We start from the raw sequence: 24,827 nt of genomic DNA, 5'->3' as shown, positions 1-24,827 counted from the left end.
GTAGGCCCACCATGCAAGATCTGAATGACCTCTACTACTTCGCCAAGGTGGTGGAAGCCGGCGGTTTCGCCGCTGCCGGACGGCTGCTGGGGATTCCCAAGTCGCGGCTGTCGCGGCGCATTGCCGAGCTGGAAGAACGCCTCGGCGCCCGCTTGCTGCAACGTACCACCCGCCAACTGACCCTCACCGCCGTGGGTGAACGCTACCTGCGCCACTGCCAGGCAATGCTGCTGGAGGCGGAAATGGCCGACGAGGCAGTGGCCAGCATGTCCAGCGAACCCCGTGGCCGGCTGCGGGTCAGCAGCCCCGTGGGCCTGGCTCACCAATTCCTGCAGACCGTGGTGGCGGAGTTTCTCACCGCCAACCCGCTGGTGCAGTTGGAGATGAACCTGGTCAACCGCCGCGTCGACCTGGTGGCCGAAGGCATTGATGTGGCCTTGCGCGTGCGCGAGCTTGGGGATGAAGACCCGCTGCTGGTGACCAAGCGCCTGCGCCAGGCCCAGACCGCGATTGTCGCCAGCCCCGACTTTGTGCGTGAGCGGCAGATCGACACCCTGGAAGACCTCAAGCAACTGCCGGTGCTGGGCGCCCTGGAAGCAGACCGCATGGTGCACTTCCGCATGCTCAGCCCGGAGGGCAGCAGCCACGACCTGGTGATGGAAGCGCGGCTGGGGATCGATGATTTCCTGGTACGCAAGGCCTGCGCCCTCGCCGGCCTGGGGTTTACCGTGCTGCCGATGATGTATTGCGAGGAGGAATTGGCCAACGGCCAATTGGTGCAGCTCTTGCCGCAATGGTCATTGCCGGGTGGCTGGTTGCAGGCGGTGTACCCACATCGGCGCGGCGTGTTGCCGGCCGTGCGGGCCTGGATCGACCACCTGGATAACGCCTTCAAAGGTTGCGGAGACCGTTTGCTATGAGAATGACCGAAGAACAAGTCGCCACGTTTTGCCTGGGCTTGCCCGGCGCGCGGGAAGATTACAAATGGGGTGGCGTGCGGGTGTTTTCGATTGCCGGCAACAAGATGTTTGCCTTGCAGAACCTGCGGGGCGACTCGCTGGCCTTCAAGGTCGACAAGGAGCTGTTCCTGGGCCATGTGGATCGCCCCGGCATCCACCCGGCGCCGTACCTGGCGCGGGCGCAGTGGATCATCATGGAAACGCCCTACCCGCTGGGCGCCGAGGAACTGCGTGGCCTGTTGCAGCGCTCCCACCAGTTGGTGGTGAGCAAGCTGCCCAAGCGCACGCAGGTCGGCTTGTTGCTAGAAGATCGAGAGTAGCGTGCCACCCAGGAACAGCTGATCAATCCAGAACACCTGGTGCAGCAACACGATCAGCCAGAACACCACCTGATAAGACACCTTGCGCGTCTTGTGGCGGAACACCTGCTGGGCAATCAACGCCCCCGGCCAACCGCCTGCCAGCTCCACCGCGTGCAGGACGTTTTCAGGGGTGCGCCAGCTGTCTTCGCGAGCCTTGCGCTTGTCGCTCCAGTACAGCAGGAACGCCACCACGCTGACCACGCCATAGGCCACCAGCGGGATCAGCGAAACCCCGCGGTACCCCAGCAGCGCCGCACCAAACAGCGGCGCGGCGCACAACAGTGCAAACACCAACGCCTTGAAGCGCGGATGCTGGATGATCATGGCTTGACGGCCGACCAGTCGATCCAGCCGAACTGCCAGGTGGCCAGGATCACCAGGCCGAAGGCGATCCGGTACCAGGCGAACGCCGCGTAGCTGTGGCTGGCGATGAACTTGAGCAGCGCCTTGACCGCGATCATTGCGAAGATGAACGAGGTGACAAAGCCGATGGCAAACACCGGCAGGTCATCCGGCTGGAACAGGTGACGGTACTTGTAGCCCGAATACACCGCTGCGCCGACCATGGTCGGCATCGCCAGGAAGAACGAGAACTCGGTGGCGGTCTTGCGTGACAGGCCGAACAACAGGCCGCCAATGATGGTAGCGCCCGAGCGCGAGGTGCCCGGGATCATCGCCAGGCACTGGGCAAAGCCGACTTTGATCGCGTCCTTCCAGGTGATGTCGTCGACGGTTTCGGCGTGCACTTCATGCTGGCGGCGCTCGGCCCACAACATGATGACGCCGCCCACCACCAACGCCGCCGCAACGGTGATCGGGTTGAACAGGTAGTGTTTGATCAGGTCGGCGAAAATCACCCCCAGCACCACCGCCGGCAATACGGCAATGATCAGGTTGACGGTGAAACGCTGGGCATTGCGCTGGGTCGGCAAGCCAATGACCACGTCGAGGATCTTGCGTCGAAACTCCCACACCACCGCCAGGATCGCGCCCAGCTGGATGATGATATTGAACGCTTCAAAGCGTTCGCCACCGAAGTTGATCAAGTCGGCCACGATAATCTGGTGCCCGGTACTGGAGATCGGCAAAAACTCCGTCAGCCCCTCTACAACGCCGAGTATCAGTGCCTGTACGGCGGTCCAAAGATCCATCGATTCCCCCAAAGGTCATGCCCACGGCATGCCTCGTTGATATTTTTTAGACGTTCACTAACGAAGAGTGCGCTGCAAGCACAGCGCAAATAATCAAGGCCGAACTGCGAAAATTCCGTGAAAAATCAGGCAGGACTCAGGTTTTTTGATTCTGGGCCGAAAGCCTATCAGACAAGCCGGAAATGTCGATGCAGCACCCAAAATTATAAGAACACGGAGTGACAGGACCATGAACAGTTTGCGCAATATGTCTATCAGCCGGCGCCTCTGGCTGATCCTGATCGTCGCCGTGCTCATGCTGCTAACCCTCGGCCTGCTTATGCTCAAGCAGATTCATGACGACCTGTACCAGGCCAAGAGTGAGCAGACCCAGCGCGTGGTGCAAACCGCCAGCGGGATCCTGACTTATTATCACAGCCTCGAAACCAGCGGCGTCCTGACCCGTGAAGCGGCGCAGAAGCAAGCCTTGAGCGCGGTACGTGGCTTGCGCTACGGAAAGGACGACTACTTCTGGATCAACGACCTCACGCCCGTGATGATCATGCACGCGGCCAACCCCAAGCTCGACGGCCAGAACCTGTCGGCCATCCGCGATCCGGACGGCTTTGCGGTGTTCAACGAGTTCGTGATCCTGGCCAAGGCCAAGGGCGCGGGGATGGTGAACTACCGCTGGCCCAAGCCCGGCGCCGATGCACCGGTGGCCAAGACCTCCTATATCCAGCTGTTCGAACCCTGGGGCTGGATCATCGGCTCTGGAGTGTATGTCGATGACGTGCAAGGCGAGTTCCGCGGCCAGGTGTGGAAAGCCTCGGTGGTTGGTCTGGTGATCGCGCTGATCATGGCCCTGCTGGTAGTGCTGATAGCCCGCAGCATCGTGCGCCCGTTGCAGCAGGCAGTGAATGCGATGGCCAATATCGCCAGTGGCGAAAGCGACCTGACCCGCACCCTCGACACCCATGGCCAGGATGAAGTCACTCAATTGTCGCGGCACTTCAACAGCTTTACCGCCAAGCTGCGGCAGGTAGTGGGCCAGTTGCAGACCTGCGCCAACGCCTTGGGCCAGTCGTCCACCGAGCTGGGCAGCAACGCCAGCGATGCCCATGACCGCAGCCAGCAGCAATCGCAGCAGATGGAACTGGTGGCGACGGCGATCAATGAAGTCACCTATGGCGTACAGGACGTGGCCAAAAATGCCGAGCATGCCGCCAGCGAAATGCGCGATGCCCAGGTGCAGGCCGAACAGGGCCAGCTCAATATCGATGGCAGCCTGCAACGGATCGACCAGCTCTCCGGCACCATCAGCCAGGCCGTGGAGGTGATCCGGACGCTGTCGACTGAAAGCACGCAGATTGGCGGCGTGCTGGAAGTGATCCGGTCGATTGCCGACCAGACCAACTTGCTGGCCCTCAACGCCGCCATCGAAGCGGCCCGCGCCGGGGAGCAAGGCCGTGGTTTTGCGGTGGTGGCCGACGAAGTACGGCTGCTGGCCCAGCGCACGCAAAAATCCACGGCAGAGATCCAGGCGATGATCGAGCGCCTGCAAGGCCATTCGGAGGCAGCGGTCAAGGTCATCAGTGACAGCCACCAGGCCTCGCAACTGACCATCGAACAAGCAGGCCAGGCGGGCGCGAGCCTGACTGCCATCGGCCAGGCGCTGCGTAATCTCAACGGGCTGAACGCCTCGATTGCCAGTGCCACGTTGCAGCAGGCGCATGTGGTGGAAGACATCAACCAGAATGTCACCCAGGCAGCCGGCTTGTCCCACAGCACGGCACTGGCGGCGCAGCAGTCAAGCGTCGCGAGTGCGCACTTGAAAGGCCTGAGCGAACAACTCGACAGCCTTCTGCGCCAATTCAAGGTCTGACGCCGATGATCGTTCCCACGCTCTGCGTGGGAACGCACCCTGTGACGCTCTGCGTCACCGTTGCGCAGAGCCGGGACGCGGAGCGTCCGGAACTGCATTCCCACGCAGAGCGTGGGAACGATCTATCGTCGCACCGCCGCTCCCACATTGGTTACAATCAGCGCCCTCTTCGACTCCCCCAAGGAACCGCCATGTCCGGGCTTGAACTGTTTGCCGCCGCCCTGGGGGTGATCGCTGTCTGGTTGACGGTTAAACAGAACCCGTGGTGCTGGCCCATCGGCCTGGTGATGGTGCTGCTGTACACCTGGATCTTCTTCGATGTGAAGCTCTACTCCGACATGCTCCTGCAAGTGATCTACGCCGCCCTGCAACTCTACGGCTGGTGGCAGTGGACCCGCGCCGGTGAGGTCAAGCAAGGCCGGCAAGTCACCAGCCTGGGCCTGCAACCGATCCTGCAAGGCCTGGCTGTGGGTGCTGTGGGCAGCCTGTTGCTGGGCGCAGCCATGGCCCACTGGACCGACGCCGCCCAACCCTGGCTGGACGCGGCCCTGACCGGCTTCAGCCTGGTGGCGCAGATGTGGATGGCGCAAAAACGCGTGCAGTGCTGGCCGTTGTGGATCACCGTGGATGTGATCTTCGTCGGGCTGTTCCTCTACAAAGGCCTGTACCTCACCGCCGCGCTCTACGCCTTGTTCACCGTGATCGCCGTGCAGGGCTGGCGTGAATGGCGCGCCGACCCGGCGCTGCACGCATGAAGGTGGTGGTACTGGCCGGCCCGGAATCCAGCGGTAAAAGCTGGCTGGCCGCTCAGTTGCAGGCACATTTTGGCGGGGTGATGGTGGGCGAATACGTGCGTCATTTCATCGACCACCACCAGCGCGATACCACCCTGGCGGATATCCCGGAGATCGCCCGGGGCCAGTTGGCCTGGGAAGATGCCGCCCGCGCCGCGCAGCCGGCATTGCTGATCCTCGACACCAACCTGCTGACCAACAAGCTGTGGAGCCAGACCCTGTTTGGCGACTACCCGGCGTGGCTCGACAGCGAACTGCTTGCCCGCCACTACGACCTGCACCTGCTGCTGTCTCCGGAAGACGTGGAGTGGACCGCCGATGGCCAGCGCTGCCAGCCTGAGTTTGCCGATCGCCTGGCGTTTTTCCAGGCCAGTCGTGACTGGCTGGAGCAACATCATCTACCGCTACGGGTCATCCGTGGGGATTGGCAAGCACGCCAGGACCAGGCCTTTTCAGCTGTGGAACAACTGCTGGATTGACCGGCGGGGACGGTTTTCATGCACCGCTCGTTAGGCATGGCCCACTTTCAACGCTCTGGCGCGCAGGGCTGAAGACCGGTTATCGGGTCAACGCAGTCCTCTACCAGGGGCACAGGTCAATCCTTAAAAGGAGATTGGCCTATGAACATGCGCATCGTTGCCCGCTTGATCAACTTGCCCGAAGACCGTGGCGTTCGTGTTGAAACCGCCGCCCATCACATCCTGCTGGTGCGTTCGGGTAGCGAGGTTCGTGCCTATCAGGCGGATTGCCCCCACGCCGGGGCGCCCCTGGAGCAAGGCGTGGTCTGTGACGGGAGGATCATTTGCCCGTGGCACAAGGCGGCCTTCCGGGTGGATGACGGCCAGGTCTGCGAGCCGCCCGCGCTGGTGCAGCTCAAGCAGTACCCGGTGGAGATTCACGACGGCGTGGTCAGTGTGGGCGACGAGGCACTGCCCTCGCCCGTTGCCCCGCACACCAACGATTCGCGCTGCTTTATCGTGATTGGCGCCGGTGCAGCCGGTTCGGCGGCCGTGGCCACGCTGCGCCGCAAGGGTTTCAGCGGCCGGTTGTTGTGGATCGACCAGGAACAGGACCCCGCCTACGACCGCACCGCCCTGAGCAAATTCGTCATCTGCGGCGAGATGCCGCCGCAGGAAACACCGCCCTTGCTGGACGAGGCCACCTGCCACGCGTCGCGGATCCACGGCGAAGTGCGCCACCTCGACCCTCAAGCCAAGCGCCTCGAGCTTGCGGATGGTCGCCACTTCGACTACGACGCCGCACTGCTGGCCACCGGCGGCGAAGCCAGGCCGCTGGATGTTCCAGGCACCGTACTCAACAACGTGTTCGTGCTGCGCTCCCGGGACGATGCGGCGCGTATCGTCAAGGCGGCTCAACCGGGCACATGTGCAGTGATCATCGGCGACAGTTTTATCGGCCTGGAAGCCGCGTCCGCCTTACGCAAGCGCGGGTTGACGGTGCAGGTGGTGGGCCGTCACGAGATTCCGCTGGCGGCCCAACTGGGCAAGCGCATCGGTGCCTCACTGCGCCAATTGCATGAAGCCAACGGCGTGATATTCCACACCGCCAGCGAGCCTGCACGCCTGGAAGGCCACATGGACGTGACGACGGTGGTGCTGAAAAACGGCCACAGATTGGCCGCAGACCTGGTACTGATAGGCGTCGGCGTCACGCCTGCCACGGGGTTTGTCGAGGGGCTGGAAAAAGCCGAGGACCAGTCGCTCAAAGCCGATGCCGGTTTGTCTGTCGCGCCCGGACTATGGGCGGCGGGCGATATGGTGACCTTTCCATGGAACGGCCAACCCGTGCGCATCGAACACTGGCGTGTGGCGCAGCAACTCGGGGTGCTGGCGGCGCGCAATATGCTGGGCGCACAACAGGTGTTTGCCGATGTGCCGTTCTTCTGGACGTATCACTTCGGCAAGACCTTTGAACTGCTGGGCCACCCCCGCCACTGGAATCAGCTCCACGTGGAAGGCGACCTGCAGCGCCACGACTTCATCGCCCTGCTCTGCCAGGGCGATGAAGTGGAAGCGGTGGTTGCCTGTGAACATCAGCGGGCCATGGCGCTGCTCTCGCAACGCCTGAAGCACCCGCTGAAGAAGGCCGAGGTGCTGGAGCTGATCCGCGGGCTTTAGTAGCCCAGCGACAACCCGGTATTGCGCCGAGGGTCGTTGGCCCCATAGAAACGGTTATTGCCGACCGGCTTGCCGTCCAGGGACGGCGCGCCTACCAGGATCGCCGCCAGGTGGTTGGCGTCCTGCGGGCCGGCAAACTTGTGGCCCCAGCCTTCGAGGATTTTCTGGGTGTCGGGGCTCAGGGCAAAGCGTTCGATATTGGTCGCCTCAGGCAGCCATTGCTGGTGGAAACGCGGGGCGTCCACGGCTTCCTGGATGTTCATCTTGTAGTCGATCACGTTGAGGATGGTCAGCAAGGTGGCCGTGATGATACGGCTGCCACCCGGCGTACCCACCACCATCACCGCCTTGCCATCCTTGGTGACGATGGTCGGGCTCATGGACGACAGCGGCGTCTTGCCCGGAGCAATGGCGTTGGCTTCGCCCTGCACCAGGCCGTACATGTTCGGCACGCCGATCTTGGAGGTGAAGTCGTCCATTTCGTCGTTGAGGATCACCCCGGTCTTGCTCGCCATCACGCCCGCGCCGAACCAATCGTTGAGGGTGTAGGTCACCGAGACCGCGTTGCCCCACTTGTCGACGATGGAGTAGTGGGTGGTGTTATTGCCTTCGTGGGGCGAAACGCCCGGCTTGATGTCCTGGGAGATCCCGGCTTTCTGCGGGTCGATGGCAGCGCGCAGTTTGGCGGCGTAATCCTTGTCCAGCAGGTGCTCGACCGGGTTCTGCACGAAGTCCGGGTCGCCGAGGTAGCTGTTGCGGTCGACGTATGCGTGGCGCATGGCTTCGATCTGGTAGTGCAGGCCCTGGGCCGAGTGATAGCCGAGGTCGGCCATCGGGTAGCCTTCGAGGATGTTCATGATTTCGCAGATGACCACCCCGCCCGAGCTCGGTGGTGGCGCGGACACCACGTGGTAGCCACGGTAGTCACACTCGATGGGCGCCAGTTCGCGGGTCTTGTATTTGTCCAGGTCGGCCTGGGTGATGATGCCTTTGCCCGATTGGCTGGAATCCACAATCGCCTTGGCTACCCAGCCTTTGTAAAAGCCATCGGTGCCCTTGGCGGAGATTTCCCGCAGGGTTTTCGCCAGGTCTTTCTGCACCAGCTTCTGGCCCACCAGCATCGGCTCGCCGCCGTGCAGGAAGATGCCGCGCAGGTCTTTGTCTTTCTTGAATTCGTCGGTGGCGGTGTGCAGCAGGTCGACATCGCCCTGCTCCAGGGCAAAACCGTCTTCGGCCAGCTTGATCGCCGGGGCGATGACCTGGGCGCGCTTGAGGGTGCCGTATTTGCTCAGCGCCAGTTCCATGCCCGACACAGTGCCGGGAACGCCGACCGCCAGGTGGCCCTTGGAGCTGAGGTCCGGGACCACGTTGCCGTCCTTGTCCAGGTACATGTCGGCAGTCGCGGCCAGCGGGGCTTTTTCGCGGAAATCGAGGAAGGTCTTGCGGCCGTCGGCCAGTTGCACGGTCATGAACCCACCGCCGCCGAGGTTGCCGGCTGCCGGGTACACCACGGCCAGGGCGTAGCCCACCGCCACCGCCGCATCCACGGCGTTGCCGCCGGCCTTGAGCACATCCACGCCCACATGGGTCGCCAGATGCTGGGCGGTGACCACCATGCCATTTTCGCCAGCCACCGGGGCCTGGGAGGCCGCCTGCACGCCGCTGACAGTCAGCACCAGCGCGGTGGCAATCAAAGTTCGGGTAAACGGTTGGTATTTCATCCCTGCATACTCTGTTTATTAGAAGAACTAGAAAGTAATACGTTTCCGATCCAAGCCCCAGCGTTATGCCGCGTTTGTGACAGAGCCTGTCGGTAACGGAATAATGCCCATGCTATATTCCGGGCCTTTACGCCGCGCAGCAGAGGCTTTTCGATGGTGATCAAGAAGACCGGTATCCGCGCCCAGCAAGCCGACCAGACCCGCGCGCGGATTCTCCAGGCGGCGGTCAAGGTCTTCACCCGCGACGGCTATTCCGGCGGGCGCGTGGAAAGCATTTCCCGCGAGGCCGACTCCAACGACCGCATGTTGTATTACTACTTCGGCAGCAAGGAGCACCTGTTTGTGTGTGTGCTGGAGCACACCTATGAACAGTTCAACAAGGCCGAAAGCAAGCTCAAGCTCGACCTGACTGCACCGGTGCAAGCGTTGCAGGCGCTGGTGGGGTTTATCTGGAATTACTACGTCAAGCATCCCGAGTTTGTGGCGATCCTGAGCATCGAGAACCTGCACCAGGGCAAGCATGCGAAGCAGTCGGGTGAACTGCGGCGGTTGTCCGGGGAGGCGGTTGGGGTGTTGCGACCGATCATTGAGGCGGGCCAGGCCCAGGGGCTGTTTCGTGAAGATGTGGACATCAAGCATGTGTACTTGATGATTGCTTCGTTGTGCTACTTCTATAACTCCAACCAGCACACGCTGAGTTCGTTTTTGGGGGAGGATTTGGCGGATAAGACCCAGCAGCGGGATTGGCTGGGGTTTATCAGTGATCTGGTGTTGCGCGGGGTATGCGTGACACCGCCCATCCAACGGTAGAACCTGGATCTAAATGTGGGAGCGGGCTTGCTCGCGAATGCGGTGTATCAGTCAATATATTTGGCGACTGACGAACCGCTTTCGCGAGCAAGCCCGCTCCCACATTTTTTGACCGTGTGAATCAATGGGTACCGGGATTGGCTCGCAGGTGTGCCACGGTTTGCTCCAGGCCTTCCCACTGCGGTGCATGGGGTGCGAAGCGCCCGCGCAGGTAGGCGGCCAACTCCGCCACTTGGGTGTTCGACAGGCTGTCCTTGAACGCCGGCATGTAACCCAGATCCCTGGTCGCCGGAGTGCTGATCCCTTGCAAAATCACCTTGATCAGGTTGTCCGGTTGATCGCTGTGCACATTGGTATTGGTCGCCAGTGACGGGCTGACGCCGAACAGCTTCGGGCCCTGTCCGTCGGCATGGCAGGCCTTGCATGAACCTTCGAATACCCGTCGCCCATTCGCATTGGGCACCGTCGCAGCTGCCACCACCTGCGCTTCGGCGGCGCCGCTGTCGTTCAGCGAAGCCAGGTACACCGCCATCGCGCGGATGTCGGTCTTGGGCAGTTTCGCCAGTTCAGTCACGACCGGTCCCATCGGCCCCGTTGCCACGCCATGGGCATCGGAATAACCAGTGCTCAGGTAGCTGAACAATTGGTCTTCGGTCCACGGCGTCGGCGCCTTGGACAAGCCATTCAAGGCCGGCGCTTCCCAACCGTCCACCCTGCCGCCCGCGAGGAACGCCTTGCCGCCCTTCTCCGCCCCCATCAGGTTGCGCGGCGAATGGCACGCCGCGCAGTGCCCCAAACCGTTGACCAGGTAAGCGCCACGATTCCATTGCTCGCTGCGCTGTGGCTGCACGCTGATTTCCCCACGGCGCAGGAACAGCGCATTCCAGCCGGCCATCAACGGCCGGATATTGAACGGAAACTTCATCGCATTCGGCACCGGTGCCTGGCTCACCGGTGACTGGGACATCAGGTAGGCATACAGCGCCTGCATGTCGGCATCGTTGATATTGCGAAACGCCGTATAGGGAAACGCCGGGTACAGGTTGCGCCCGTCGCGGCCAATGCCGTCGCGCATCGCCCGCTCGAACGCCGGGTAGGACCAGTTGCCAATCCCGGTTTTCTCATCCGGGGTGATGTTGCTGCTGTAAAGGGTGCCGAACGGCGTGTGCATGGCCAGCCCGCCGGCATTGGTGGCGCCACCCGGTGCCGTGTGGCACACCGCGCAATCCCCCACGGCAGCCAGCAAGCGCCCGCGCTCCAGGGTCGCCTTTGACCAGGTGCCTGCACTGGGCGGTGCAATCGGGGCAATTTCGCTGTGAAACGGCCACGCGGTAGCAGCCATGCCCAGCACCGCGCCAAAGGCGGCGAACAATGAGCCGAACAACCATTTGCGGCGCTTTTCCGGGGACTTCGCCGGCTCGCCCAGGGTGCCTGCATTCAGCGCCGCCAATACCCGCTCGGGAGTAATCGGCAGCTCGCGAAAACGGATGCCGGTGGCGTCATAGATCGCGTTGGCAATCGCCGCCGCGCTGGGCACCGAGGCCGACTCACCGGCGCCCATCGGGGGCTGGTCCTGGCGCGGCATCATCAGTACGTCGATCTGCGGCACTTCCGGGAAGGTCAGGATCGGATAACCGCCCCACTCCTTGCTCGCCACGGTCGACTCTTCAAAGGTCACGCGTTCCTTGAGCACACGGCTGGTGGACTGGATCACATTGCCGTGGATCTGATGCTGCACCCCTGCGGGGTTGATCATCATCCCCGAGTCATGCCCGATCACCACGCGCGTCACCGAGACATCGCCGGTCTGCTTGTCGATGGCCACGTCCGCGACCCACGCCGCCCACGCCGCGCCGAAGCCGGGAAACTTGCTGTGGATGTAGCGCGCGTAGGCAAAGCCCCGACCACGCAGCAGGTGGTCCTCATTCGCGGTTTGCATCGGCGCGGTACGCGGTGCCCAGTTGGCGCGTTCGGCGGTGGATTTCACCAGGTCGATGGCGCGCTCGTCCTTCAGGTAACGCAGGCGGTACTCCACCGGGTCGACCCCGGCGGCAAACGCCAGTTCGTCGATATAGGATTCATGGGCGAAGGTGTTGGGCAACGCCGACACACCGCGCATCCACGAGGCGCGAACGATCGGCGCCATGTCGTTGATGGTGACGCGCATGTTCGCGATGTCGTAGGGCGGGATCGAGGTGCGGTCGCCCATCTCGAACATCGCCGCCACCGGCTCGACCCGGCCGGTCAACAGCAGCGCCAGGGTGGGCGCGCCGTTGGACGGGTAGCTGGTTTCAAAGTCATAGGCGGCGATGCTGCCGTCGGCGTTCAGGCCGCCGTCGACATCCATCAATTGCGCGGTGCCCTTGGGCTCCCACAGGTGCTCCTGTTCGCGGGTCAGTTGCACCCGCACCGGCTTGCCCACCGCACGCGACAGCAGCAAGGCGTCGGCGCATACATCATCGGCGCAGTTGCGGCCGTAGCAGCCGGCGGCCTCCATGCGAATCACGTCGATGGACGCTTCCGGGCATTCCAGCAACCAGGCCAGGTCGGCCCGCAGCAGGTGCGGGTTCTGGCTGCCCGACCAGACGCGGCTGCCACCGGGCTGATAATCCGCCACGCCACAGGACGGGCCGATGGAGCCGTGCATCTGGTATGGCCACAGGTAGGTGCGCGGCATGCGCTGGCTGGCGGCGGCCAGGGCTGCGTCGACGTTGCCCTGGTCGAGCACGGTGCGGCGTACCCGCGGGTTGTCGCGGATTGCCTGCTCCACATCGCTCATGTCCGGCAGTGGGTGGTTCCAGGGTTTCCAGTGCACCTGCAGTTCCCGGGCGGCCTTGATTGCCTGCTCTTCGCGCAAGGCCACCACGCCGACAAAATCACGGATCACCACCACCGCAACAATGCCCGGGATATGGGCGATGGAAGACTCGTCGACCTTCAGCAGGCTGTTGCCGACAAAGTCACCGCAATCCAGGCCCGCATACGGTGGGCGGATCACCCGACCGTGGAGCATGTCCGGCACGCGCATGTCGTGCACGTACGTCAGTTCGCCGGTGGCCTTGCCCGGGATATCCACCCGGGCTGCGCCCTTGCCCACCAGGCGGTAATCGGCGGTGGCCTTGAGCGGTGCATCGCCGCTGATGCGCAGTTGGTCATGCTCGCCCGTCACCAGTTCACCATAAGTGATGGTGCGCCCGTCTTCGCCGCGGATAACGCCTGCGTCGACCTTGAGACTTTGAGCATTTACGGACCAGCGTTGCGCCGCCCGCGCCAGCAGGAAACGCCGGGCTTCGGCGGCGGCATTGCGCAGCGGAATCGCGGAGATCTGCAAGGTTGCGCTGGCAATGGTCGCGCCCTGGTTCGGCGCACGCTCGGTGTCGCCCAGCACCATGCGCACCTGGTCCATGGTCAGGTCCAGTTCTTCAGCGACGATCTGCGCCAGGGAGGTGCGAATGCCGGTGCCCAGGTCCACGTGCCCGTTGAAGGCGTACACCAGCCCATCATCGTTCACTGCGATAAACAGCCCCAGCTCCTTGGGCTTGACCGTCGGTGTGCCGCCTTTGGCCACCGGCCCCGAAGGTGGCAGCACATCGTCGACGATCAGCAGGACGCCGGCCTTGGCCAGCCATTGGTCGCGGGAAGGGATTGCGTCAGTCATGGTCATCGATCCACGTTCAAGGCGTTTGGCGGGCGGCACGCAGCACCGCGCGGAGGATTTCGATATGGGTGCCACAGCGGCAGAGGTTGCCAGACAGTTCGCTGCGCACCTCGGCTTCGCTGGGGTTGGGATTGCGGTCGAGCAAGGCCTTGGCGGTCATGATCATGCCGTTGAGGCAGTAGCCGCACTGGGCGGCCTGTTCATCGATGAAGGCCTGCTGCACCGGGTGCGGGGTCTGGCGGGTGCCGAGGCCTTCGAGGGTGACGATGTTGCGGCCCACGGCACCCGACAGGGGGAAGACGCAGGAGCGTGCAGCCACGCCGTCGATGATCACCGTGCAGGCGCCGCACTCCCCCAGGCCGCAGCCGTATTTGGGGCCGTTGAGTTGCAGGTCATTGCGCAGGATCAACAACAGCGGGGTGTCGGCCATTGCGCTGACCTCGCTGGTGTGGCCGTTGACCTCAAGCGTTACCGTGATGTTCTGGCTGGTCATTCGCTTCGCCCGTTGGATTTGGTGAAGTGTCCACTACATCAAACAGTCAAAAAAAAGCGTCGCGTACCTGGGGTCTCGCGACACACTTGACGGGTGAAGTGGTTACTACATCAACGTAGAGCAAAAACGGTGCCAGAAGATGGATGAATACCTGTGGCGAGGGAGCTTGCTCCCTTACCACAGGGGATCGGGGTCAGGTTTGGGGGTCTTCGATCATTTTGCGGAGCAGGAAGAGTACGGCGACGCGTTCGGCGGGGTTTAGGTTGCTCAGGGTCAGTTCGGTGATGGTGGCGGCGCAGGGCACGGTTTGCTGCACCAGGGCGGCGCCGGAGTCGGATAGGTTGACCACGACTTTGCGTTTGTCCTGCGGGTCGGGTTCGAGGGTGATCAGTTCGCGGGCCTTGAGGCGTTCGACGATGCCACGGATGGTCGCCTGGTCGACGGCGGTGGCCTTGACCAGTTCGGTGAGCGAACTTGCACCGTGATCGCGCAGGGCGCACAGGGTGACGAACTGCACGGCGGTGAGCTGGGAGTCGCCGACGTTCTGCTGGAAGATCGCCAGGTGACGCTGGTAGGCCTTGCGCAGCAGGTGGCCGACTTGTTCGGAGAAAACGTAGGAATCACGCACGGCGGGCTCGGGAAGGCGGTGGTCGATGGGGTGGCATGATGGCGGGGTTGTGGAAATGACTCAAGGATCTCATTGCCGGAACGCGGTTGAAATGTGGGAGCGGGCTTGCTCGCGAATGCGGTGTGTCAGGTGGCGCATGTGTGACTGACGTACCGCATTCGCGAGCAAGCCCGCTCCCACATTGGATGTTTAGTGGGCCAGGGAGGCCTTGGGGGCTACGACGTCGCCGGCGATGACTACGGCCTCATCATCGAGGTAGACGTCGCAATTGCGCAGCGGGATGTCCATGTGGCACGGGGTCTTGCGGGTGCCGCCGACTTCGGTGTTGGGGCCGGTGGAGAACAGGAAGTTGCCGTAGAACGCGCGGGCGTCCATGCACATGCCGTCGTTCTTGTCGTGCAGGCCCATGGCCGTCCATTGCGCCCGTGGCTGCAGGCCCCAGCCGATGTGGGAGATGCCATATACCTCGGGGTCGTTGAAGTATTTCATGTAGTCGCGCAGGTATTCGGCCTCGAAACCACCGTGGATTCTGGTGATGAAGCCCTTCTCGATCTCCAGGGTGATTTTCTCCCGGGTGTAGGTCTTGAACGGCAGCAGGATGTCGCCGATATCCAGCACCAGCACGCCCTCTGCAGTTTCCTCATTGGGCCACGAGAACAGGAAGCCGCTCGGCCAGTGGTCCCAGCGCCCCGGTTCGTCGGCAAAGCCGTATTCGGTGACGGACGGGTATTGCCCCAGCGCCGCCCGGAAATCACTGCCGGCGCGGGATTTGACGTGGATCGAGCGGGCTTTTTTCAGCAGTTCTTCAGCGGCCAGCACGCGCACTTTGTCCTCTTCGGTCGGCAGCATGCGCGCCAGCACTTCCGGGGGTTCAACCGCCAGCAGGATGCGCGTGCCGGTCTTGAGGATCTGTTCCTGCTCCGGCGAGTGCAACAGCATCATGGTGTCGACGATCAGGTCGGCCGCTTCCAGCGCCCGCTGCGCCGCGATATTGCCGGTCAGGGCAGTGTCGCCACAGTAGGCGGTCATGTCATTGCCCATCGCCCGGGGATGGTTGAACGACGGCAACTCCACCGCATACACCTTGGCCCCCAGGCGCTGCGCAGCGTCCATCGCGGCGCGCACGGTGCGCGGGTCGGAGTAATGGCTCTTGAGCACGGCGACGCTCTGGGTCGGGTCGACCTTCGAGAGCTTCAACACATGCTCAAACATCTGGGTCAGTTCGCAATCACTTACCGGCATTTCCTGTCTCCTCAGCTGCTGCACCAAGATCTTGCAGGGCGCTTCACTCTAGTGCGTTTTTATAGCGTATACGCCAATTAATCACGATAAGAACTGATTTCATCCTGGACTGCAAGCACCACGCCAAAACGTTACGAATCCACACAAGCCCAGTTATATATGGAGATAACCGGTTACAAGGGATCGATATGGCCAAAAAAACAATTTTTCAGGCGTGGGCTTTTCATTTGAAAAAATGAGCGTATACACTTTAAAAACCTTGCGGACAGACGCCGCCGGCCATTATTCGAAAAAGAGGACCACGCCCCATGGGAAGCACACAAAAAATCGCAATCGTCGGCGCCGGCCTTGGCGGTGCCGCCGCTGCCACCCTGCTGCAACAGGCAGGGTTCGACGTGGACATCTACGAGCAGGCGCCGGAGTTTTCCCGCCTGGGTGCCGGGATCCACATGGGCCCCAACATCATGAAAATCTTCCGCCGCATGGGCATCGAAAAACAGCTGGACCTGATGGGGTCGCACCCCGAGCACTGGTTCAGCCGCGATGGTGAAACCGGCGACTACCTGTCACGCATTCCCCTGACTGGCTACGGCGCGTCCTACATCACCGTGCATCGCGGCGATCTGCACGCGCTGCAGATGTCCACCCTCAAGCCCGGCACCCTGCACTTCAACAAGCGCCTGGAAACCCTTGAAGAAACCGATACCCAGGTGCGCCTGACTTTCGCCGACGGCGAGGTAACCTACGCCGACATCGTGATCGGTGCCGACGGCATCAACTCGCGCATTCGTGAAGAGCTGCTGGGTGCCGAAAAACCGCTGTACAGCGGCTGGGTCGCGCACCGTGCGCTGATCCGTGGCGAACAGTTGGCCAAGTACGACCTGAAGTTCGAAGACTGCATCAAGTGGTGGACCGAGGACCGGCACATGATGGTCTACTACACCACCGGCAAGCGCGACGAGTACTACTACGTCACCGGCGTGCCGCACCCGGAATGGGACTTCCAGGGCGCCTTCGTCGACAGCAGCCGGGAGGAGATGTTCGACGCCTTCAAGGGCTACCACCCGACCGTCCAGGCCCTGATCGAATCCACCGAAAGCGTGACCAAATGGCCGTTGCGCAACCGCAACCCGCTGCCGTTGTGGAGCCGTGGTCGCCTGGTATTGCTGGGCGATGCCTGCCACCCGATGAAACCCCATATGGCTCAGGGCGCCGGCATGGCCATCGAAGACGCCGCGATGCTGACGCGCTGCCTGCAGGAAACCGGGATCGGCGACTACCGCACCGCGTTCGAGCTGTATGAAGCCAACCGCAAGGAACGCGCGTCCCGGGTGCAGGCCGTGTCCAACGCCAACACCTGGCTGCGCACCCAGGAAGATCCGGACTGGGTCTACGGCTATGACCTCTACGCCCAGCAACTGAAATCGGGGGTGGCGGCGTGAGCAGCTTTCTCTACGGCGGCAACGTCCAGGCCAATGGTATCCGCCAGCATTACCTGCGTTACGGCGGCAAGGGCCCGGCACTGATCCTGATTCCCGGCATCACCAGCCCGGCGATTACCTGGGGTTTTGTCGCGGAACGCCTGGGTTTGCACTTCGACACCTACGTGCTGGACGTGCGCGGTCGCGGCCTGTCGTCCACCGGACCGGAACTGGACTACAGCGCCGACACCTGCGCCGATGACATTGGCGCGTTTGCCGACGCCCTGAAGCTCGACAGCTATCACCTGGTCGGCCACTCCATGGGCGCGCGGTTTGCCGTACGCAGTGCGGTGCGCCATCCACAAGGTGTCAACCGCATGGTGTTGATCGACCCGCCGATGTCCGGCCCGGGTCGCCGCGAATACCCAAGCAAACTGCCGTGGTACGTCGATTCGATTCGTCAATCCCAGGTCGGCATGGATGCGGAGGCGATGCGCGCCTTCTGCGCCACCTGGACCGACGAACAACTGCAACTGCGCGCCGAATGGCTGCACACCTGCTACGAGCCGGCGATCGTGCGTGCGTTCAATGACTTCCATACCGTCGACTTCCATCAGGACCTGCCGCACCTGGAGGCTCCTGCCCTGCTGATTGTTGCCGGACGCGGCGGTGTAATTCAGGCCGAAGATGTCGCGGAAGTCCGACAGTTACAGCCGACCCTACAGGTCGCCCATGTGCCAAATGCAGGACACATGATCCCCTGGGACGACCTTGAAGGCTTTTTCGCTGCCTTCGGCGACTTCCTCGGCCAGCCCCTGACTGCATAACGGAGACCACCATGCTCAAGCCTTACCGCATCGGCCAGATCGTGCCGAGCTCCAACACCACCATGGAAACCGAGATCCCGGCGATGCTTAACGCGCGCCAGGCGATCCGCCCGGAACGTTTCACCTTTCACTCCAGCCGCATGCGCATGAAGCAAGTGCGCAAGGAAGAACTGGCGGCCATGGACGGTGAGTCCGACCGTTGCGCCATCGAACTGTCCGACGCCAAGGTCGACGTGCTGGGCTACGCCTGCCTGGTAGCGATCATGGCCATGGGGCTGGGTTACCACCGCAAGTCCGAGCAACGCCTGCGCAAGGCCACCGCCGACAACGACGCCAACGCCCCGGTGATCACCAGCGCCGGCGCCCTGATCGAAGGCTTGAAAGTCATGGGCGCCAAACGCATCGCCATTGTCGCGCCGTACATGAAACCGCTGACCGAACTGGTGGTGAACTACATCCGCGAAGAAGGCTTTGAAGTGGTGGACTGGCGCGCCCTGGAAATCCCCGACAACCTTGCAGTGGCCCGCCACGACCCGGCCAACCTGCCGGCGATTGTTGCCGGGATGAACCTGGAAGGTGTCGACGTAATCGTGCTGTCGGCCTGCGTACAAATGCAGTCGCTGCCCGTGGTCGCGAAGGTCGAAGCCCAGACCGGCCTGCCGGTACTCACCGCCGCCATCGCCACCACCTACGCCATGCTCAAGGCCCTGGACCTGGAACCCATCGTCCCCGGCGCCGGCGCCCTGCTCTCCGGCGCCTACTAAAAACGCTTTTGTGGCGAGGGAGCTTGCTCCCGCTGGGGTGCGAAGCGCCCCCAAAAAAACAGGCCTGCTACGCAGCCCAACGGGAGCAAGCTCCCTCGCCACAAGGTTATGTGCACTGTCCATTACCGAGGACTGAAAGATGAGCGAACAATCCGCCGACGCCAACTACCAGGGCGTCTGGGGTAACCGAATCGGCTTCGGCAAAAAATCCGCCCTGCTGATGATCGACTTCATGCAAGGCTATACCACCGAAGGCGCGCCACTGTTTGCCCCCGAAGTGCGCATCGCCGTGGCCGAAAGCGTCGAGCTGCTGGCCTGCGCCAGACGTCACGGGATCAGCGTGGTGCACACCAATATCCGCTACCATCCGGGCCATTTCGCCGACGGCGGTATCTGGGTAAAAAAGGCCCCGGTGATGAAAGACATGGTCGAGGGCAACCCCCTCGCCGCCTTCTGCACCGAAGTGCTGCCCCTGGCCAATGAAGTGGTCATCACCAAACAATACGCCAGCGCGTTTTTCGGCAGCAGCCTGGCCCCGATGCTGCACGCCCAGGGCATCGACACCGTGGTGCTCGCCGGCTGTTCCACCAGCGGCTGCATCCGGGCCACCGCAGTGGATGCGGTGCAACACGGGTTTCGTACCATCGTCGTGCGCGAATGCGTCGGCGACCGCCACCCGGCGCCCCATGAAGCCAACTTGTTTGATATCGACAGCAAGTACGGCGACGTGGTGAGCAAACAGGAGGCGATGAGCAAGTTCAAGGAGCAATAACGCGTCAACAGGAACCACGACAAAGAGCGTGGTCCGGAAAAAACTGAGCGCCCATGCTGGAATGCAGTCGAATGAGGGAGCAAGCCCGCTCCCACACTTGATCACCTCCAACAGGGCCACCTCAGTCTTCTGTCACTGCCTTTGGAAGTCGCTTTCACAGCACTCCGAAGTGCTGAAAAAGCGGCCGTATAAAAACCATAAGTCACCGCCAGGAGACACCCCAATGCCCATTGCGAATGCAGCGCCCGCGACTACGGTCGCCGATCCGGTCCACACGCTCTACCACAAGATCACCTGGAAGCTGATTCCGTTCCTGTGTTTCTGCTACCTCGCGGCCTACCTGGACCGCATCAATATCGGCTTCGCCAAACTGCAGATGCTCGACCAACTGCACTTCAGCGAAACCGCGTTCGGCCTCGGTGCCGGGCTGTTCTTTGTCGGCTATATCATCTTCGAAGTCCCCAGTAACCTGATCCTGGAAAAGGTCGGGGCGAAGATCTGGATCGCCCGCATCATGATCACCTGGGGCCTGCTGTCGGCCTGCACCATGCTGGTCACCTCCACCACCCAGTTCTACATCCTGCGGTTCCTGCTGGGTGCGGCCGAAGCCGGGTTTCTACCGGGCGTGCTGTATTACCTGACCACCTGGTTTCCCACCCATCGCCGGGGGCGGATCATCGCCCTGTTCATGATCGGCCTGCCGCTGTCCAGCGTGATCGGCGGCCCGTTGTCGGGCTGGATCATGGGCCACTTCGACAACATGGCCGGCCTGCGCGGCTGGCAGTGGCTGTTCCTGATCGAAGCAGTGCCCAGCGTGCTGCTCGGTGTGTGGACCTTCTGGGCGCTGCCCAATACCTATCAGCAAGCCAAGTGGCTGTCGCCGGAAGAAAAAAACCTGCTGGAAAGCGAACTGCGCAAGGACGACGCCGACGGTGCCGCCAGCAAACACAGCTTCCGCGACGGCTTCTTCAACCTCAAGGTGTGGATGCTCGGCGGTATCGATTTCTCGATCCTGCTCAGTGCCTATGCCATGGGGTTCTGGATGCCCACATTCATCCGCAACGCCGGGATTACCGACACTTTCCACATCGGCATCCTCACGGCCCTGCCCAGCGTGGCGGCCCTCTTGGGCATGCTGCTGATCGGCGCCAGCTCCGACAAACACCGCGAACGCCGCTGGCACATCATCGTGCCGTTCTTCATCGGCGCGGCGGCGATGGCTACCAGTACGTTCTTCACCCATAACGTGGTCGCCACCGTGGCGCTGTTTGCGATTGCCTCGGCGGCGATCATCGGTGCGGTGCCGGTGTTTTTCAGCCTGCCGGCGACCTTCCTGAAAGGCACCGCAGCGGCCACCGGCTTTGCCCTGGCCTGCTCGCTGGCGAACATCGCAGGCCTGGTGAGCAACTCGTTGATGGGCGTGGCGATTGACGTCACCGGCAGCAGCGCGGGGGCCTTGTGGTTTTTTGCCGGCTGCCTGATTCTCAGCAGCTTCCTGGTGATCGCCTTGCCGGCGAAGCTGGTAAACCGTTAACAACAATTTTTCGGGTGAGTCTCCATGCAAGGTTTCATCAAGCGCTGTGCCCTGCTTGTCGCCGTGGGCCTGTGTGCCGGTGCGGCGCAGGCCGCAGAAAAGGTCATCTTCGACACCGACTTCAACGTGCTCAACGATGACGGCCAGGCCTTTATCATGCTCGCCCAGCTGCACGGGCAAAAACGCATCGACCTGCTGGGCATGACCCTGGTCAGCGGCAACGCCTGGGTCGACCAGGAACAGGTCGACGCCCTCAAGGCGGTGGAACGCATGGGTGTGGAGAAGGAAGTCGGCGTGTATTCCGGCGCCGCCTACCCGCTGCTGCATGACTACGCCACCTATGAGGCGGAAAAAGCCCTGTTCGGTTCCGGCTGGCCGGGTGCGTTCAAGAACCCGCGGCCAACCAGTGCCTCACAACTGGTCGCGCCACCGGACGGCCTGGCGACCCACACCAGGCTGCGCAAGGAAACCGCCGCCCAGTTCATCGTCGACAGCGTACGGGCCAACCCCCACGAGGTAACGATCCTGGCGGTCGGCCCACTGACCAACATTGCCCTGGCGATTCGCTCGGCACCGGACATCGTGCCGCTGATCAAGCGCATCGTGTACATGGGCGGCGCGCTGGAGATCCCGGGCAACACCACGCCGGCGGCGGAGTTCAACTGGTGGTTCGACCCGGAGGCGGCGAAGATCGTGTTGCGCTCGCCCATCGAACACGTGATTTTTCCCAACGATGTCTGTGAGAAAGTCACCTTCGACAAGTCGGTGTATGAGCGGGTGATCGCACACAAAGGCCCGATTGCCGACCTGTACAAGCACGAGTTCGGGCCACTGTTCGCCAAGGACCCGGCTTACCACAGCTTCACCTGGGACAGCCTGCCGGCACTGTTTCTCGTGAACCCCGGGATCGTCACCGAATCCCGCGAGCTGTGGGTGGACGTGGATGCCACCTTCGGCGCCGACTATGGCCGGGCACTGGGCTACAAGAAAGGCGCGCCGGTCGGCACGCAAAAGGCCAAGGTGGTCTTCGCGGTGGACCAGAAGCAGTTCTGGGACGGTTATGTAGGGTTGGTGACGCTGCCGACGCCGGTCAACATCTTCCGCTGAGTGCGCCGGAACTTGAGGGGCTGTGGTTTAATTGCGCGCCTTTGCCCAGCCCTTCAAGGAATCCGTTGTCGATGAATCAGCCCGCCACCAAAGTCCTGGTCATTGGCTACGTCTGGCCAGAGCCTCGCTCCTCGGCGGCCAGCGGGCACATGATGCAGATTCTGGAGAGTTTCCTGGCCCAAGGCTGGGACATCACCTTCAGCAGCCCGGCGGTCACCGGCGAACACAAGGCCGACCTGCCCGCCCTGGGCATTCGCGAATGCGCGATCGAGTTGAATAACAGCAGTTTCGACGCGTTTATCCAGCAATTGGCTCCGGATATCGTGCTGTTCGACCGTTTCATGATGGAAGAACAGTTCGGCTGGCGCGTGGAAAAATCCTGCCCGAATGCTCTTCGGGTGCTGGAAGCATCCGACCTGCAAAGCCTGCGGGACGCCCGCCACCAGCGCCTCAAGGATTTCCTGAAGGCGCACCCCGAAGCTGATGACTTCGACGCGCTGTTCAGCCGGGACCTGGCCGCCGAATTCGATGACATGGCCGACACCGACCTGGCCAAGCGCGAGATCGCTGCGATCTACCGCTGCGACATCAGCCTGATGATCTCCGATGTGGAAATCCAGTTGCTGACCGAACACTTCAAGGTGCCCGCTGCCCTGCTCCACTGGTGCCCGCTGATGCTGGTGCCGCCCACCGAAGCCTTTGCCCCCTTTGAGGACCGTGCCCACTTCCTGAGCATCGGCAATTTCCGCCATGCGCCGAACTGGGATGCGGTGTTGTGGATGAAGAACAGTGTGTGGCCGCTGATCCGCCAGCAACTGCCCGGCGCTCAACTCCACGTGTACGGCGCCTATACGCCACCCAAGGCCACCGCGCTGCACAACCCGGCCCAGGGCTTCCACGTGATGAATTGGGCCGAGGATGCATTGCAGGTCATGAGCGCTGCGCGTATCTGCCTGGCGCCACTGCGCTTTGGTGCCGGGATCAAGGGCAAGCTGGCCGACGCGATGCTCTGCGGCACACCCAGCGTTACCACACCGATTGGCGCCGAAGCCATGGGCGAACCGTGGCCCGGCGTGGTCGAACACAGCGCCAGTGCACTGGCGGCTGCGGCGGTTGCGTTGTATCAAGACCCGCCACGCTGGACCCAGGCCCAGGAAGATGGCCGGCAGTTACTGGCCCGCCGTTACGCCCACGACCTCCACGGCCCGGCCCTGGTGGAGCGCCTGGAGCAGTGCCGCCGCCAGTTGGCCGAGCACCGTCGGAACAATTTCACCGGCAGCATGCTGCGCCACCACCTGCACAAAAGTACCCAGTACATGGCGCAGTGGATCGAGGCGAAAAACCGTACGCTGTAGACACAGACGCTGGCGAGGTGGCGCGCAAGGGGGCATTATCCTTTTCGCAACCACAATAAAGCGACTGCAGCATGACCCGAGCAGCGAGAATCACCGATCCTTCCTACGAGCTGATGGACGATCACAACGGTCTGTCCATCATTTATCGCCAACACGGCTTCCCGTGCCCGTTGGTGCGCTGGCATTTCCACAAGGAATACGAGCTGCACCTGATCGTTGCCAGCTCCGGCAAGGTGTTTATCGGCGACTACATCGGCAACTTCTACCCGGAAAGCCTGTTCCTCACCGGCCCCAACCTGCCCCATAACTGGATCAGCCAGGTGGCCGAGGACGAAGTGGTGCCCAAGCGCGACATGCTGGTGAACTTCACCGACGAGCTGTTCGACGGCGGCAGCCATGTCTTTGCCGAGCTCAAGACCCTGGCGCCACTGCTGGAACGGGCGCAATACGGCATCGAATTTCGCTGCAAGAAAACCATCGCCCAGGCCATGACCCTGATGCAGCGCATCGAGGACGCCCAAGGCATGGCGCGCCTGGGGCACTTCTTCATCCTGATGGAAGTGCTGAGTGCCTGCGAGGACTACCAACTGCTCTCCGGCGTGACCACGCCGCAACTGGCGGACGAACACAGCATCGACCGCACCAACCGCGCGGTGGACTACATTTTTGCCCACTACGCGCGGGAGCTGTCCCTGGAAGAGGTGGCCGAATACCTCGGCATGAAACCCACCTATTTCTCCCGCGTATTCAAACAAGCCACCGGCCGCACCTTCATCGAATTCGTCAACCGCCTGCGCATCAGCAAGTCCTGCGAGCTGCTGGCCGATGGTGACAAAGCCGTGACCGATGTGTGCTTCGAGTCAGGCTTCAACAACATCTCCAATTTCAACCGCCGCTTCCAGCAGCTCAAGGGCATGACCCCCTCGCACTACCGGCGCCTGGCGGTGCAGCGCCTGACCGAGCAAAACCTCGCCTGAAAACGCGCGCTCCTGTGGGAACCCGCTTGTGTGGGAGCGGGCTTGCTCGCGAATGCAGTGTGTCAGGCAGCGCAAATGTCTGCTGATTCACCGCCTTCGCGAGCAAGCCCGCTCCCACATTTGCATCGCGCTCACGCAGGAAGCCGATCGCTCCCAGCGAATCGTTTCAGCAATTTTCCGCTTCAGTGCAAAAAAGTATCAGTAAAAGTGCTCCCAAGGATTTGTCAGCACGTCAATTGAAGGCTGTAAT

22 protein-coding genes are annotated in these 24,827 nt (G+C 62.4%); 15 read left to right on the top strand and 7 right to left on the bottom strand.

What is annotated here, in order from left to right; translation table 11 throughout:
- Positions 1–11 precede the first annotated feature (11 nt).
- Entirely contained in the window at positions 12–920 is a 909-nt protein-coding gene (locus HX821_RS08755) for a LysR substrate-binding domain-containing protein (protein WP_003215364.1), read from the top strand.
- The gene (locus HX821_RS08750) at positions 917–1,279 is read left to right on the top strand and encodes an MmcQ/YjbR family DNA-binding protein (protein ID WP_032899493.1); all 363 of its coding nucleotides are present in this window, start codon (positions 917–919) and stop codon (positions 1,277–1,279) included. Before HX821_RS08755 ends, HX821_RS08750 begins: the two co-directional genes overlap by 4 nt.
- On the opposite strand, the gene HX821_RS08745 is transcribed toward HX821_RS08750, so the two are convergent.
- Entirely contained in the window at positions 1,262–1,645 is a 384-nt protein-coding gene (locus HX821_RS08745; RefSeq protein ID WP_003215359.1) for a DUF1294 domain-containing protein, read from the bottom strand. The two genes, HX821_RS08750 and HX821_RS08745, sit on opposite strands and share 18 nt — an antisense overlap.
- On the bottom strand, positions 1,642–2,472 hold the full coding sequence (locus HX821_RS08740) for an undecaprenyl-diphosphate phosphatase (RefSeq protein ID WP_003215357.1): 831 nt from the start codon (positions 2,470–2,472) through the stop codon (positions 1,642–1,644). Before HX821_RS08740 ends, HX821_RS08745 begins: the two co-directional genes overlap by 4 nt.
- Before the next feature lie 229 nt (positions 2,473–2,701).
- On the opposite strand from HX821_RS08740, the gene HX821_RS08735 reads away from it, so the two are divergent.
- The 4 genes from HX821_RS08735 to HX821_RS08720 all read left to right on the top strand — a co-directional run bounded on the left by HX821_RS08735 (position 2,702) and on the right by HX821_RS08720 (position 7,268).
- Positions 2,702–4,336, top strand: coding sequence for a methyl-accepting chemotaxis protein (locus HX821_RS08735; protein ID WP_102369157.1), 1,635 nt, complete (start codon positions 2,702–2,704; stop codon positions 4,334–4,336).
- 191 nt (positions 4,337–4,527) lie between these two features.
- Complete coding sequence (gene pnuC / locus HX821_RS08730; protein WP_003215352.1) at positions 4,528–5,091, top strand: nicotinamide riboside transporter PnuC; 564 nt, start codon at positions 4,528–4,530, stop codon at positions 5,089–5,091.
- Positions 5,088–5,609, top strand: coding sequence for an AAA family ATPase (locus HX821_RS08725; RefSeq protein WP_177022621.1), 522 nt, complete (start codon positions 5,088–5,090; stop codon positions 5,607–5,609). Before pnuC ends, HX821_RS08725 begins: the two co-directional genes overlap by 4 nt.
- Positions 5,610–5,750: 141 nt before the next feature.
- Positions 5,751–7,268 (top strand): FAD-dependent oxidoreductase, encoded by a 1,518-nt coding sequence (locus HX821_RS08720; protein WP_177035615.1) that lies wholly within the window; start codon positions 5,751–5,753, stop codon positions 7,266–7,268.
- Here the strand turns inward: HX821_RS08720 and ggt are convergent.
- Entirely contained in the window at positions 7,265–8,989 is a 1,725-nt protein-coding gene (ggt, locus tag HX821_RS08715; protein ID WP_003215346.1) for a gamma-glutamyltransferase, read from the bottom strand. The two genes, HX821_RS08720 and ggt, sit on opposite strands and share 4 nt — an antisense overlap.
- A 153-nt stretch (positions 8,990–9,142) precedes the next feature.
- Between ggt and HX821_RS08710 the strand changes: the two genes are divergently transcribed.
- Positions 9,143–9,799, top strand: coding sequence for a TetR/AcrR family transcriptional regulator (locus HX821_RS08710; RefSeq protein ID WP_003215344.1), 657 nt, complete (start codon positions 9,143–9,145; stop codon positions 9,797–9,799).
- Positions 9,800–9,920: 121 nt separating this feature from the next.
- On the opposite strand, the gene HX821_RS08705 is transcribed toward HX821_RS08710, so the two are convergent.
- The 4 genes from HX821_RS08705 to HX821_RS08690 all read right to left on the bottom strand — a co-directional run bounded on the left by HX821_RS08705 (position 9,921) and on the right by HX821_RS08690 (position 15,820).
- Complete coding sequence (locus HX821_RS08705) at positions 9,921–13,457, bottom strand: molybdopterin cofactor-binding domain-containing protein (protein ID WP_177035614.1); 3,537 nt, start codon at positions 13,455–13,457, stop codon at positions 9,921–9,923.
- 16 nt (positions 13,458–13,473) lie between these two features.
- Positions 13,474–13,950 carry a (2Fe-2S)-binding protein gene (locus HX821_RS08700; protein WP_008436149.1) on the bottom strand — a complete coding sequence of 159 codons (477 nt, stop codon included), beginning with the start codon at positions 13,948–13,950 and terminating at the stop codon, positions 13,474–13,476.
- Between the two features lie 193 nt (positions 13,951–14,143).
- Complete coding sequence (locus HX821_RS08695) at positions 14,144–14,578, bottom strand: MarR family transcriptional regulator (RefSeq protein WP_177035613.1); 435 nt, start codon at positions 14,576–14,578, stop codon at positions 14,144–14,146.
- Between the two features lie 189 nt (positions 14,579–14,767).
- Positions 14,768–15,820, bottom strand: a complete 1,053-nt coding sequence (locus tag HX821_RS08690) for a 2,5-dihydroxypyridine 5,6-dioxygenase (RefSeq protein WP_003215335.1) — start codon at positions 15,818–15,820, stop codon at positions 14,768–14,770.
- A gap of 308 nt (positions 15,821–16,128) precedes the next feature.
- Between HX821_RS08690 and HX821_RS08685 the strand changes: the two genes are divergently transcribed.
- The 8 genes from HX821_RS08685 to HX821_RS08650 all read left to right on the top strand — a co-directional run bounded on the left by HX821_RS08685 (position 16,129) and on the right by HX821_RS08650 (position 24,577).
- The gene (locus tag HX821_RS08685) at positions 16,129–17,262 is read left to right on the top strand and encodes an FAD-dependent monooxygenase (RefSeq protein ID WP_177035612.1); all 1,134 of its coding nucleotides are present in this window, start codon (positions 16,129–16,131) and stop codon (positions 17,260–17,262) included.
- Positions 17,259–18,068, top strand: coding sequence for an alpha/beta fold hydrolase (locus HX821_RS08680; RefSeq protein ID WP_177022551.1), 810 nt, complete (start codon positions 17,259–17,261; stop codon positions 18,066–18,068). Before HX821_RS08685 ends, HX821_RS08680 begins: the two co-directional genes overlap by 4 nt.
- Positions 18,069–18,079: 11 nt before the next feature.
- Positions 18,080–18,832, top strand: coding sequence for an Asp/Glu racemase (locus tag HX821_RS08675; protein ID WP_102606103.1), 753 nt, complete (start codon positions 18,080–18,082; stop codon positions 18,830–18,832).
- Positions 18,833–18,971: 139 nt separating this feature from the next.
- On the top strand, positions 18,972–19,604 hold the full coding sequence (locus HX821_RS08670; RefSeq protein WP_003215327.1) for an N-carbamoylsarcosine amidohydrolase: 633 nt from the start codon (positions 18,972–18,974) through the stop codon (positions 19,602–19,604).
- A gap of 223 nt (positions 19,605–19,827) precedes the next feature.
- The gene (locus HX821_RS08665; protein ID WP_008436141.1) at positions 19,828–21,138 is read left to right on the top strand and encodes an MFS transporter; all 1,311 of its coding nucleotides are present in this window, start codon (positions 19,828–19,830) and stop codon (positions 21,136–21,138) included.
- A gap of 24 nt (positions 21,139–21,162) precedes the next feature.
- The gene (locus tag HX821_RS08660; protein WP_177035611.1) at positions 21,163–22,245 is read left to right on the top strand and encodes a nucleoside hydrolase; all 1,083 of its coding nucleotides are present in this window, start codon (positions 21,163–21,165) and stop codon (positions 22,243–22,245) included.
- Positions 22,246–22,316: 71 nt separating this feature from the next.
- Positions 22,317–23,600 carry a glycosyltransferase gene (locus HX821_RS08655; protein WP_177035610.1) on the top strand — a complete coding sequence of 428 codons (1,284 nt, stop codon included), beginning with the start codon at positions 22,317–22,319 and terminating at the stop codon, positions 23,598–23,600.
- Between the two features lie 71 nt (positions 23,601–23,671).
- The gene (locus HX821_RS08650; RefSeq protein ID WP_003215319.1) at positions 23,672–24,577 is read left to right on the top strand and encodes an AraC family transcriptional regulator; all 906 of its coding nucleotides are present in this window, start codon (positions 23,672–23,674) and stop codon (positions 24,575–24,577) included.
- Positions 24,578–24,827: the final 250 nt, after the last annotated feature.

The organism is Pseudomonas sp. B6001, assembly GCF_013386015.1.
In the GTDB taxonomy this organism is placed as follows: Bacteria; Pseudomonadota; Gammaproteobacteria; order Pseudomonadales; family Pseudomonadaceae; genus Aquipseudomonas.
The sequence above is the reverse complement of the archived record's forward strand: the minus strand, read 5'-3'. Positions and strand labels throughout refer to the sequence as shown.